This window comes from Mesorhizobium sp. B263B2A, from assembly GCF_020165775.1.
GTDB lineage: Bacteria > Pseudomonadota > Alphaproteobacteria > Rhizobiales > Rhizobiaceae > Mesorhizobium > Mesorhizobium opportunistum.
Window position 1 is genome coordinate 110377 of the sequence record NZ_JAIUIU010000003.1, and the last position, 11750, is coordinate 122126.

Genomic DNA, 11750 nt, shown 5'->3' on the forward strand with positions numbered 1-11750 from the left:
GTCCTATCCTTTTTTCTTCGCGGCCGGCTTTTTGGTCGCCGCTTTCTTGGTTACCGGGGACGCTGCCTTGCGGAACGGCTTCTTGCCGCCGCCGCCCTTGGCTTCCCTCTCGGCGATCAGCGCCAGCGCATCCTCGATCGTCACCGATTGCGGATCCTTGCCCTTGGGCAGCGTAGCATTGACCTTGCCGAAATTGACGTAAGGCCCGTATTTGCCGTCGCGAACGACGATCTTGCCACCGCCGTCCGGATGGTCGCCCAGTTCTTTCAAGGCAGCGGCGGTGCCGCCGTTGCGGCCGCCCTTGGCCTTCGATTGCTTCTCGGCAATCACCGTGACCGCGCGGTTGAGGCCGATCGAGAACACGTCCTCGATGCTGTCGACATTGGCGTAGGTGCCGTCGTGCAGCACGAACGGACCGTAACGACCGAGCCCGGCCGAGATCATCTTGCCAGATTCGGGATGTTTTCCCACATCGCGCGGCAATGACAGCAGTGCCAGCGCCTTTTCATGGTCGATGGATTCGGGTGTCCAACCCTTGGGCAGGCTGGAGCGCTTGGCTTCCTTGCCGTCGCCGCGCTGGATGTAGGGGCCGAAGCGGCCTGAGCGCAGCGTGATTTCCTCGGCCGTGTAAGGATCCTTGCCGAGCACCTTGGTGCCGTCCTCGCCGCCGCCATTCTCGGCATTCGGGTTGGCGGCGTCGCCGAGCTGGCGGGTGAAGGAGCATTCCGGATAGTTCGAACAGCCGACGAAAGCGCCGAACTTGCCGAGCTTCAGCGACAGATTGCCGGTGCCGCATTTCGGGCAGATGCGCGGGTTCGAGCCGTCTTCCCGCGCGGGAAACACCAGCGGCGCCAGTTCCTCGTTCAGCGCATCGAGCACGTCGGTGACGCGCAGTTCCTTGATATCGGCGACGGCGCCGGAAAAATCCTTCCAGAAGTCGCGCAGCACGTCCTTCCAGGCGAGCTTGCCGTCGGAAATCTCGTCGAGCTTTTCCTCCAGCGAGGCGGTGAAATCATATTCGACATAGCGCTCGAAGAAGCTTTCCAGGAAGGCCGACAGCAGCCGGCCCTTGGCCTGAGGCACCAGCCGGCGCTTGTCGATCGTGACATAGTCGCGGTCCTCAAGCGTCTTCAGGATCGCGGTGTAGGTCGACGGGCGGCCGATGCCGAGCTCTTCCAGCTTCTTGATCAGCGTCGCCTCGGAGTAGCGAGGCGGCGGCTCGGTCGTGTGCTGGGTGGCGTTGATCGCCTGGCGGGCAAGCTGCTCGCCGGCACGGATCTCGGGCAGGCGGCGGTTTTCCTCGTCCTCCGCGTCGTCTTCCTTCTGGTCGGTGTAGGCGGCGATGAAGCCGTCGAAGCGGACGACGGAACCGACGGCGCGAAGCTCGGCGGTGCGCGAGCCGTTTACCGCCTCGATCTCGACGGTGGTCCGCTCGATCTCGGCCGGCTGCATCTGGCTGGAGATGGCGCGCTTCCAGATCAGCTCATAGAGCCGCATCTGGTCGGAATCGAGGTACTGCCTGACCGATGCCGGGGTGCGCATGAAATCCGTCGGACGGATCGCCTCGTGCGCTTCCTGGGCGTTCTTGGCCTTGGTCGTGTAAACGCGCGGCTTTTCCGGCAGGTATTTCGGACCGAATTCCTTGGCGATCGCATCGCGGGCAGCGTCGATCGCTTCCGGCGCCATCTGCACGCCGTCGGTTCGCATATAGGTGATCAGGCCGGTGGTTTCGCCGCCGATCTCCATGCCTTCATAGAGCCGCTGCGCCACCTGCATGGTGCGGGTGGCGGAGAAGCCGAGGCCCGAGGAAGCCGCCTGTTGCAGCGTCGAGGTGGTGAAGGGCGGGCCCGGATTGCGCTTGGTCGGCTTGGCTTCGACGGACAGCGCCTTGAAGGCGGCACCCTCGAGCATCGCCTTGATGTCGTCGGCCTGCGCCTTGTTGGCAATATCGAGCTTCTGCAGCCTCTTGCGCTCGAAGGCGGTGAGCCGGGCTTCGAAAGCCTCGTTGCGGGGCGTGCCGAGGATGGCGGCGATCTGCCAATATTCCTCGCGGATGAAGCGCTCGATCTCGGATTCGCGGTCGCAGACAAGGCGCAACGCCACCGACTGGACGCGGCCGGCCGAGCGGGCGCCCGGCAATTTGCGCCACAGAACCGGCGACAGCGTGAAGCCGACGAGATAATCGAGCGCCCGGCGGGCCAGATAGGCATCGACCAGCGGCGCATCGATCTGGCGCGGATTGGCCATCGCTTCCAGCACCGACGACTTGGTGATGGCGTTGAAGACGACGCGGCTGACCGGCTTGTCCTTCAGCGCACGCTTCTGCTTCAGCACTTCCAGCACGTGCCAGGAGATGGCTTCGCCCTCGCGATCCGGGTCGGTGGCGAGGATCAGGCCATCGGCATCCTTGACCGCCTTGGCGATGTCGGCGAGGCGCTTGCCCGAAGCGGTGTCGACCGCCCAGGACATGGCGAAATCCTCGTCCGGACGCACCGAGCCGTCCTTGGCCGGCAGATCGCGGACATGGCCGAACGAGGCCAGAACCTTGTAGTTCTTGCCGAGGTATTTGTTGATTGTCTTTGCCTTGGCCGGCGATTCGACGACGACGACGTCCATGAGGTCTCTTATTCAGCTGTGATGCGCCAGAAGAATTCCGCTGCGCGCGACGAAATCTCGTTCCTGTTGCCGCTCACATGGCCGCGCTTTCGCATCCGGTCAAGGGGAAGCGCCCAAATTGCGGAGATGCCGGCAGCAATACACTCTTAGAGTGTATGGAGAAAATCACAGAATTGGCCGAGGAGAGACGATGGTCGCAAATTGGCGAAAACGACCGGGCCCCGTTTCGATGAGTCGAGGAGTGCCGTCCTCGATCATGAGGCCGGCCGCCGGCGGTATCGAAGGATGCCCGGCGACCAGCCGATGCCCCGCCAACAGGCGGGAAGCGGGAAGGAGGCTCAGTCGGCCTTGACGACGTGCCAGACGCCGGCAACACCGTCACCGCTCATGTCGCCAGCCTTCTTGTCCTTGACGAAGGTGTAGACCGGCTTGCCGTCATAGGCCCACATCTTGGTGCCGTCGGTGCGTTTGACAACGCTCCATTCGTCGTCCGCCTTGGCGCCGGCCGCGGCCTTCAGCGGCGGCCAGTTGGCGGCGCATTTGTCATAGCAGTTCGACTTGCCCTTGCTGTCCTTGTCATAGGTGTAAAGCGTCATGCCCTTGGCATCGGTGTAGATCTTGGTGCCGCCGACGTCGGCTTCCTTCCACGCCTCGGCGGCGAAGGATGCGACGGTGCTGAGCAGAAGCGCGGCCAGCCCTGCGGTTATGATTTTCATGGAAACCTCCTGATATGTGGAGACGCGCGGGAAATCGCGGTCTCGTTGTGTCAACGCCTGCCGGCCGGAAGTTCTTCCCGAAAGGGCTTGTGGGACATCGGTAGCCGGGGCTTGGCTGCCGGTAACAATTCCCTCGGTTCGGTCGTACTAGTTGCGTGGCGCAGCTGAATTCGGGGCCAGGGAGATTGCCCGAACAGCGACCGGTTGCCACACATTGGTGATTGGCGCACAGGCCAGGGCGTCGCTATACCGGCGCCAAAACAGTATCGTCGCCGAAACAGTAGGGCTTTTGGAATGGCATTGGATATCGGCTATGTCAGCGCGGTCGGGGCGGGCGCCATCTCGTTCCTGTCGCCTTGCGTGCTGCCGCTGGTGCCGCCCTATCTCTGCTACATGGCCGGTGTCTCGGTCGACGATTTTCGCGGCAATGCCGGGGCGACGGCGCGTGAAGGCACGCGCGGCGCGCTGCTCTACTCCTCGATTGCCTTCGTGCTCGGTTTCTCGACCGTGTTCGTGGCACTCGGCGCCGGCGCCTCGACCATCGGCCGGCTGCTGCGCGTCTGGCAGGAGCCGCTGGCGATGGGCGCTGGCGTGCTGATCATCCTGATGGGCCTGAATTTCCTCGGCATCCTGCGCATTCCGCTGTTGTCGCGCGAGGCGCGCTTCCAGTCGCAGGGCAAGCCGGCAAGCGCCGTCGCCGCCTATGTCATGGGACTGGCGTTTGCCTTCGGCTGGACACCTTGCATCGGCCCGGTGCTGGGGCCGATCCTGACGCTGGCCGGTGGGCGCGAAACCGTGGGCGAGGGCGCGCTGCTGCTCGCCGCCTATTCGCTTGGGCTTGGCATACCGTTCCTGATCGCGGCGCTGTTTTCCGGCGCCTTCATGCGTTTCCTCGGCAAATTCCGCGTCCATCTCGGCCGCGTCGAAAAGGCGATCGGCGCGCTGCTGGTCGTCGCCGGCGTGTTTTTCCTCACCGGTGGCGTGCAGACGGTGTCCTACTGGCTGCTGGAGAATTTCCCCGTGCTGGGGCGGCTTGGATAGTCCACTTCAGCACGGGAACGATGCATGGCGGCCTGCGTATGTAGTGCCATTGACCGACACTTTTTCGAGCCGGGAGGCGAGGATGGTAGCCAAGGCGGACGTGCGAAAGTTCTTCCAGGCCTATGAGAAGGTCTACAATGACGCGATCGCCGACACCGTCGATCCCAACGATGTCGCGGACATGTATTCGGCTGGTTTTGTCTCGGTGACGCCGGCAGCGGTCATGGTCGGCGAGAATGGCCAGCAGTTGAAGGCCATCATGAAAAAGGGTTTTGAGGCCTATCGTGCCCTCGGCAGCAAGAGGATGACCTGCAAGGACGTCTCTGTGACACCTATCGACCAGGACCATTGCGTGGCTGGGGTAAGCTGGTCCGGTGACTATGAACGCAAGGACGGGAGTCCCGTGACCATCGACTTTGCGATCAACTATCTCGTCGAAAAGCGCGATGGCAAGCTGAAGGTGTTTGGCTGGATATCAGGTGACGAGCAGGCGGCATTCAGGAAACATGGCCTGTTGTAGGTGTGCTGACTGTCGGATTCCGTCTCAAGCCCCGCTGATCAAGAGTCATCTGCTCCGCCATCTCACCGGAATTTAACCGCATTGGTCCAGCATGGCGCCACTGCTAGCATGATTTGATTCCCAACGCTTTCATATGGTTGTCCTTCCATGAGCCAGAGATCCTGCCTGTCGATCATCCTCGCCGCCGGCGAAGGCACGCGCATGAAGAGTGCGCTGCCGAAGGTGCTGCACCAGATCGCGGGCCTGCCGATGGTCGCGCATGTGGTGAAGGCGGCCGAAGCCGCCGGGGCCGGCGACCAGGCGCTGGTTATCGGCCATGGGGCGGAGGAAATGCGCAAGGCGGCGGCGAAATTCGCGCCTAAAGCAGAGACCTTCGTCCAGGAAAAACGGCTCGGCACCGCGCATGCTGTGCTGGCTGCGCGCGAAGCGATATCAAGGGTTTACGACGATGTCCTGGTGATGTTCGGTGACACGCCGCTGATCGATCCAGGGGCGCTGACCGTGGCGCGACTGAAGCTGGCGGAAGGCGCTGCCGTCGCCGTCATCGGCTTCCGTACACCCAATCCAACTGGCTATGGCCGGCTGATCGAGAAGGGCGGCAAGCTGGTCGCTATCCGCGAGGAGAAGGATTGCAGCGAGGAAGAGAAGAAGATCACATTCTGCAATGGCGGGCTGATGGCGGTGGCCGGCAGCCTGGCGCTGAAGCTGCTCGACGCGGTCGGCAACAAGAACGCCAAGGGCGAATATTACCTCACCGACATTGTCGAGATCGCCAGCGGGCAAGGCCTCGATGTGGTTGCGACCGAAGCCAGCTTTGAAAATGCGCTCGGCATCAACAACCGCGCCGAACTGGCGCAAGCCGAGGGTATCTGGCAGCAGCGCCGGCGGTACGAGGCGATGCTTTCGGGCGTGACGCTGATCGCGCCGGAGACTGTTTTCTTCTCGCACGACACCGAAATCGGTGCCGACACGATCGTCGAGCCCGATGTCTGGTTTGGTCCAGGCGTAAAGATCGCCGGCGGCGCCAAGATCCATGCCTTCAGCCATATCGAAGGCGCAACTGTAGCGGCCAATTGCGATGTCGGTCCGTTCGCACGGCTGCGGCCGGGCGCCGATCTGCGGGAAAAAGCCAAAGTCGGCAATTTCTGCGAGGTCAAGCAGGCTGTTGTCGAGGAGGGCGCCAAGGTCAACCATCTGACCTATATCGGCGATGCCCGGGTCGGCGCGGGCGCCAATATCGGCGCCGGCACCATCACCTGCAACTATGACGGCTACTCGAAATTCTTCACCGACATCGGCGAGGGCGCTTTTGTCGGCTCGAACTCTTCGTTGGTGGCGCCGGTCACCATCGGCAAGGGTGGATACATCGCCTCCGGCAGCGTCATCACTGAAAGCGTGCCCGACGACGCACTGGCCTTCGGTCGGGCGCGCCAGAAGACGATCCCCGGCAAGGGCAAGGAATTGCGCGAGCGCTTTGCCTCGGCCGCGGCTGCCAAAAAGAAGTAAGACCGGCCTTCAAAAACTGAACGATTGCAGTAACCGGATTGCAAGTGCGCTATGTCATGATGCATGCGTGCAGAAGCGTCCGTTACAGCGGACGAAATGCAATGTGACTTCCGCGGCGGACCGGCTATCCCTAAATAACGCTGGTTTTCCACGGGGAATTGGGGGCTGTCTGCATGTGCGGTATCGTTGGAATCGTTGGCCACTCGCAGGTTGCGCCGCTCATTGTCGATGCGTTGAAGCGACTTGAGTATCGCGGCTATGACTCGGCCGGAGTCGCCACCGTCGAGAAGGGTGAGCTTGGCCGCCGGCGCGCCGAGGGCAAGCTGGTCAACCTCGAACGCCGGCTCAAGGATGAGCCGCTTGAAGGCACCATCGGCATCGGCCACACACGCTGGGCGACCCATGGCGTGCCCAACGAGACCAATGCGCATCCGCATTTTTCCGCCGGCGTCGCCATCGTCCACAACGGCATCATCGAGAATTTCGCCGAATTGCGCGACGAACTGATCCGCGACGGCTATTCTTTCTCGTCGCAAACAGACACCGAAGTCGTCGCCCACCTGGTGGCGCGTGAACTCGCCAAGGGGCTGAAGCCGGTCGAGGCCGCCCATCAGGCGCTGAAGCGGCTGGAAGGCGCCTTTGCGCTGGCCATCATGTTCAAGGGCGACGAGGATCTGATCGTTGGCGCCCGCAACGGCCCGCCGCTGGCCGTCGGCCATGGCGATGGCGAAATGTTCCTGGGCTCGGACGCCATCGCGCTCGCGCCGTTCACCAATTCGATCACCTATCTCGAAGACGGCGACTGGGCGGTGGTGCGCCGCGACAGCGTCGCCATCTTCGACATCGACGGCAAAAAGGTTGCCCGCAAGCGCCAGCAGTCGCTGTCGACCAGTTTCATGGTCGACAAGGGCAATCGCCGCCATTTCATGGAGAAGGAAATCCATGAGCAGCCCGAGGTGATCTCGCACACGCTGGCCCACTATGTGGATTTCGTCTCCGGCGTCTCCAAGCCGCTCGACCTGCCTTTCGATTTCGCCAAGATCGACCGGCTGGCGATCTCCGCCTGCGGTACCGCTTACCTCGCCGGCCTGATCGGCAAATACTGGTTCGAGCGCTATGCGCGGCTGCCGGTCGATATCGATGTCGCCTCGGAGTTCCGCTACCGCGAAATGCCGCTGTCGGCCAACGATGCCGCTTTCTTCATCTCGCAATCGGGCGAGACCGCCGACACGCTGGCCTCGCTGCGCTACTGCCGCAAGGCCGGCATGAAGATCGGCGCCGTCGTCAATGTGCGGGAATCGACCATGGCGCGCGAATCCGACGTCGTGCTGCCGACACTTGCTGGCCCCGAGATCGGCGTCGCCTCGACCAAGGCCTTCACCTGCCAGTTGTCCGTGCTGGCCGCGCTTGCGGTGCGCGCCGGCGTGGCGCGCGGTACGATCTCGAAAGAGCAGGAGAAAACCCTGGTGCGGGCGCTTTCGGAAGCGCCGCGCTATGCCAACCAGGTGCTCAAGCTCGAAGAACAGATCGAGCGCATCGCACGCGAACTGTCGCGCTACAAGGATGTGCTCTATCTCGGCCGCGACACCAATTTCCCGCTGGCCATGGAAGGCGCGCTGAAACTCAAGGAAATCTCCTACATCCACGCCGAAGGCTATGCCGCGGGCGAGCTGAAGCATGGCCCGATCGCGCTGATCGACGAGAACATGCCGGTCATCGTCATCGCGCCGCATGACCGCATCTTCGAGAAGACCGTGTCCAACATGCAGGAAGTGGCGGCGCGCGGTGGCAAGATCATCCTGATCACCGACAGCAAGGGCGCGGCACAGGTAAGCGTGAAGACGATGGAAACGATCGTGCTGCCCGATGTGCCCGAAATCATCTCGCCGATCATCTATGCGCTGCCGATCCAGATGCTGGCCTATTTCGCCGCCGTCTTCATGGGCACCGACGTCGACCAGCCGCGCAATCTGGCGAAATCGGTGACGGTGGAGTAGGGGTTTTAAACAGGCGCCTTTAAAAACTTCGCAGTTCCAAACGGCCTTGCTGTTTACTAATGTTGCGCTGCAACCCACGGCCGGTGAACCATGTCCGACGCTCCGAAGACTTCTGGCATGACCCGGCTGAGGAACTATTTCCTCACGGGCTTCGTCGTCTGCGCGCCGCTGGCGATCACCGCCTATATCGCCTGGTCGTTCATCGGCTGGGTCGATTCCTGGGTAAAGCCTTATATTCCAGCGCGTTACAACCCCGATACCTACCTGCCGTTCCCTGTGCCGGGCTTCGGGCTGATCGTCGCCCTGATCCTGATCACGCTGATCGGCTTCCTGACGGCCAACATCGTCGGCCGCGCCATCGTCAATTTCGGTGAGCGCATGCTTGGCCGCATGCCGCTGGTGCGCGGCATCTATGGCTCGCTGAAGCAGATTTTCGAGACCGTGCTGTCGAACAAGGGCGACATGTTCCGCCAGGTCGGGCTGGTCGAGTATCCGCGCAAGGGTGTCTGGTCGCTGGTCTTCGTCGCCAGCGAGAAAGAGACCGAGATCAACCAGAAGCTTGATCAGCAAGGCGATCCGCTGATTGCCGTGTTCATGCCCTGCACGCCGAACCCAACCACCGGCTTCCTGATGTACGTGCCGAAGTCGGACATCGTGCTGCTCGACATGACGATCGAGGACGGTGCCAAGCTGATCGTTTCGGCCGGACTGGTGGCGCCCGAGGTCAAGCAAATGGTTGTCGTGAATGGTGAGCCGATCGAGGGAATGCTTGCCAACCCATCGGTTGCTGCCTTGGCTCAACCGGCGCGCAAGAGCCGGACGGCTTCGTCGCGTCCGAACAAGTAAAGCAGCAGGCGCAGCGCCTCGCCGCGGTCGGATTGCAGCTCAGGGTCGCGCGACAGGATCAACCTTGCATCGTCGCGGGCAGCTTCCAGAAGATCGGCATGCGCCTCGATACGCGCCACCTGAAAACCCGGCGTGCCGGACTGGCGGGTGCCCAAAAGCTCGCCTTCACCGCGCGATTTCAGGTCTTCCTCGGCGATCAGGAAGCCGTCCTCCGTCTCGCGCATCACAGACAGCCGGCGTTTAGCGGTCTCGCCGAGCGGATCCTTGTAGAGCAGCACGCAGGAGGACGGCTTGTCGCCGCGTCCGACACGGCCGCGCAGCTGATGCAACTGCGCCAGGCCAAAGCGCTCGGCATGCTCGATGACCATGACGGTGGCATCAGGCACGTCGACGCCGACCTCGATGACCATGGTGGCGATCAGGATGCGCGTCTCGCCTTGCTTGAAGGCGCGCATCGCCTCGTCCTTCTCCGCACCCTTCATGCGGCCATGGACAAGGCCGATACGATCGCCGAACAGCGGTTTCAGCGAGGCGAAACGATCTTCCGCCGACATCAGCTTGATCTCTTCGGACTCTTCGACCAACGGACAGATCCAGTAGATCTTCTGGCCGCCGGCGACGGCGTCCTCCATGCGGCCGACCAGTTCGTCCAGGCGCTCCAGCGGCAGCGTGACGGTTCGGATCGGCTGGCGGCCGGCCGGCTTTTCCGTCAATTTCGACACGTCCATGTCACCGAAGGCGGTCAGCACCAGCGTGCGCGGGATGGGGGTCGCCGTCATCACCAGCATGTCGGGCGCATCGCCCTTGGCGGTGATGGCAAGCCGCTGGTGGACGCCAAAGCGATGCTGCTCGTCGATGACGGCCAGCACCAGGTCGTCGAAAGTCACCGTTTCCTGGAACAGCGCGTGGGTGCCGACGACGATGTCGATCTCGCCGCTGGCCAGGCCGGCCAGCGTGTCGGCGCGTTCGCGGCCTTTCTCGCGCCCGGTCAGGATGGCGATGCGCAGGCCTATGCTGGCGGCAAGCGGGGCGATCGTCGCCAGATGCTGGCGCGCCAGGATTTCGGTCGGCGCCATCAACGCCGCCTGGCCGCCAGCCTCGACGGCGCGCGCCATGGCAAGCAGCGCGACGACCGTCTTGCCGGACCCGACATCGCCTTGCAGAAGCCGCAGCATGCGCTCGGGGTCGGCGAGATCGGCATTGATTTCGGCCAGCGCGAATTCCTGGGAAGCGGTCAGCGAATAAGGAAGCGCTGCGCGCAGTTTCTCTACGATGCTGCCGTCGCCGACCAGGGGACGGCCAGACAAGCGGCGGATCTTTGCCCGCACAAGCGCCAACGAGACCTGGCCAGCCAGCAATTCGTCATAGGCGAGGCGCCGCCAGGCGGCGCCGTCGATGGAGACGTCGATCGGATCGGCCGGGTTGTGGATGCGGGCGAGCGCGTCGCCAAAGGCCGGAAAGGTGTGCCGGCGCATGAAGGCGCTGTCCTGCCACTCGGGCAATTCGGGCAGGCGGCCGAGCGCCGGGCCGATCGCCCGGCGCAGCACCTTGCCGGACAGCCCCGCGGTGAGTGGGTAGACCGGTTCGACCAGCGGCAGGTTTTCCGCCTCGCTGGCCAGCGCGATATGGTCTGGGTGGACCATGGTCGGGCGGCCGTTGAACCATTCCATGCGGCCCGAGACCACGACATGCTCGCCGACTGGCATCGCCTTTTCGAGATAGGAGGCATGGGCATGGAAGAAGGTCAGGCCGATTTCGCCGGTATCGTCATGGGCAAAGACCCGGTAGGGCACCGACCGGTTGCCACGCGGCGGCGGCTGATGACGGTCGATGCGCACCTCGAGCGTGACGATCGCGCCCTCGGCGGCGAGCGCGATGCCCGGCCGGTTGCGGCGGTCGATGACGGTATGTGGCAGCACGAACAGAAGGTCGCCGGCGCGCGCCGCGCGATCGCCGAGATCGGCGGCGACGACTTTCTCGATCAATGCGCCCACCTTCGGCCCGACGCCGGCGAGCGAGGTGATCGGGACAAAGAGGGGGTCGAGGATGGAAGGACGCATGATGTCAGCTTATGTCGCGACGGCAGCAGCGCAAGGCTGACAGCCCCTTCTATCCACGCTATATGCGCCGCAGCAAGTGAGGATGCGCAACAATGACCGGAACGAAACGATCAAGCGAGGGGCTGGACGTCCACCGCCGCAAGCTCTTGTTCCGCTCCTGGCATCGCGGCTTGCGCGAGATGGATCTGATCCTCGGCACCTTCGCCGATGCCGAGATCGGCGCCTTGACGGCCGAGGAGATCGACCAATATGAGAGGCTCCTCGACATTCCCGACACCGAATTCCTGCCGCTGATCACTGGCGAACGCCCGGTGCCGGCGGATATCGACTGCGCCGTCCTGCAAAAGATCCTGGCGTCCCGCCGGACCATGATTTTCTGAACACAAGCAATTCCAGGAAAAGTGCCAAGCGGTTTTCCTGGGAATTGCGACAACAAGACCGTGATTTG

General features: G+C 63.1%; 9 protein-coding genes. 6 read left to right on the top strand and 3 right to left on the bottom strand.

What is annotated here, in order from left to right; translation table 11 throughout:
• Nucleotides 1–3: 3 nt before the first annotated feature.
• Complete coding sequence (topA, locus tag LB568_RS07805; RefSeq protein ID WP_224729780.1) at nt 4–2616, bottom strand: type I DNA topoisomerase; 2613 nt, start codon at nt 2614–2616, stop codon at nt 4–6.
• 338 nt (nt 2617–2954) lie between these two features.
• Nucleotides 2955–3332 (bottom strand): hypothetical protein, encoded by a 378-nt coding sequence (locus LB568_RS07810; RefSeq protein ID WP_224729781.1) that lies wholly within the window; start codon nt 3330–3332, stop codon nt 2955–2957.
• A gap of 294 nt (nt 3333–3626) precedes the next feature.
• Between LB568_RS07810 and LB568_RS07815 the strand changes: the two genes are divergently transcribed.
• The 5 genes from LB568_RS07815 to LB568_RS07835 all read left to right on the top strand — a co-directional run bounded on the left by LB568_RS07815 (nt 3627) and on the right by LB568_RS07835 (nt 9242).
• Nucleotides 3627–4373 carry a cytochrome c biogenesis CcdA family protein gene (locus LB568_RS07815; RefSeq protein ID WP_224729782.1) on the top strand — a complete coding sequence of 249 codons (747 nt, stop codon included), beginning with the start codon at nt 3627–3629 and terminating at the stop codon, nt 4371–4373.
• Nucleotides 4374–4455: 82 nt separating this feature from the next.
• The gene (locus tag LB568_RS07820; RefSeq protein ID WP_224729783.1) at nt 4456–4893 is read left to right on the top strand and encodes a nuclear transport factor 2 family protein; all 438 of its coding nucleotides are present in this window, start codon (nt 4456–4458) and stop codon (nt 4891–4893) included.
• Nucleotides 4894–5040: 147 nt separating this feature from the next.
• Nucleotides 5041–6399 (top strand): bifunctional UDP-N-acetylglucosamine diphosphorylase/glucosamine-1-phosphate N-acetyltransferase GlmU, encoded by a 1359-nt coding sequence (gene glmU, locus LB568_RS07825; RefSeq protein WP_224729784.1) that lies wholly within the window; start codon nt 5041–5043, stop codon nt 6397–6399.
• 173 nt (nt 6400–6572) lie between these two features.
• A complete protein-coding gene (glmS, locus tag LB568_RS07830; RefSeq protein WP_013895227.1) occupies nt 6573–8396 on the top strand; it encodes a glutamine--fructose-6-phosphate transaminase (isomerizing) in 1824 nt (607 codons plus the stop codon).
• 90 nt (nt 8397–8486) lie between these two features.
• On the top strand, nt 8487–9242 hold the full coding sequence (locus LB568_RS07835; RefSeq protein ID WP_013895228.1) for a DUF502 domain-containing protein: 756 nt from the start codon (nt 8487–8489) through the stop codon (nt 9240–9242).
• Here the strand turns inward: LB568_RS07835 and recG are convergent.
• The gene (recG, locus tag LB568_RS07840) at nt 9194–11302 is read right to left on the bottom strand and encodes an ATP-dependent DNA helicase RecG (protein ID WP_224729785.1); all 2109 of its coding nucleotides are present in this window, start codon (nt 11300–11302) and stop codon (nt 9194–9196) included. The genes LB568_RS07835 and recG overlap by 49 nt on opposite strands.
• Nucleotides 11303–11394: 92 nt before the next feature.
• Here recG and LB568_RS07845 point away from each other — a divergent pair, with 92 nt between their 5' ends.
• A complete protein-coding gene (locus LB568_RS07845; RefSeq protein ID WP_013895230.1) occupies nt 11395–11682 on the top strand; it encodes a succinate dehydrogenase assembly factor 2 in 288 nt (95 codons plus the stop codon).
• Nucleotides 11683–11750: the final 68 nt, after the last annotated feature.

Excerpts from the sequence above, each read along its gene's own strand:
- LB568_RS07845 (WP_013895230.1), top strand. The coding sequence starts at position 11,395 with ATGACCGGAACGAAACGATCAAGCGAGGGGCTGGACGTCCACCGCCGC.
- LB568_RS07810 (WP_224729781.1), bottom strand. The coding sequence starts at position 3,332 with ATGAAAATCATAACCGCAGGGCTGGCCGCGCTTCTGCTCAGCACCGTC.
- LB568_RS07820 (WP_224729783.1), top strand. The coding sequence starts at position 4,456 with ATGGTAGCCAAGGCGGACGTGCGAAAGTTCTTCCAGGCCTATGAGAAG.
- LB568_RS07835 (WP_013895228.1), top strand. The coding sequence starts at position 8,487 with ATGTCCGACGCTCCGAAGACTTCTGGCATGACCCGGCTGAGGAACTAT.
- topA (WP_224729780.1), bottom strand. The coding sequence starts at position 2,616 with ATGGACGTCGTCGTCGTCGAATCGCCGGCCAAGGCAAAGACAATCAAC.
- glmS (WP_013895227.1), top strand. The coding sequence starts at position 6,573 with ATGTGCGGTATCGTTGGAATCGTTGGCCACTCGCAGGTTGCGCCGCTC.
- recG (WP_224729785.1), bottom strand. The coding sequence starts at position 11,302 with ATGCGTCCTTCCATCCTCGACCCCCTCTTTGTCCCGATCACCTCGCTC.
- glmU (WP_224729784.1), top strand. The coding sequence starts at position 5,041 with ATGAGCCAGAGATCCTGCCTGTCGATCATCCTCGCCGCCGGCGAAGGC.
- LB568_RS07815 (WP_224729782.1), top strand. The coding sequence starts at position 3,627 with ATGGCATTGGATATCGGCTATGTCAGCGCGGTCGGGGCGGGCGCCATC.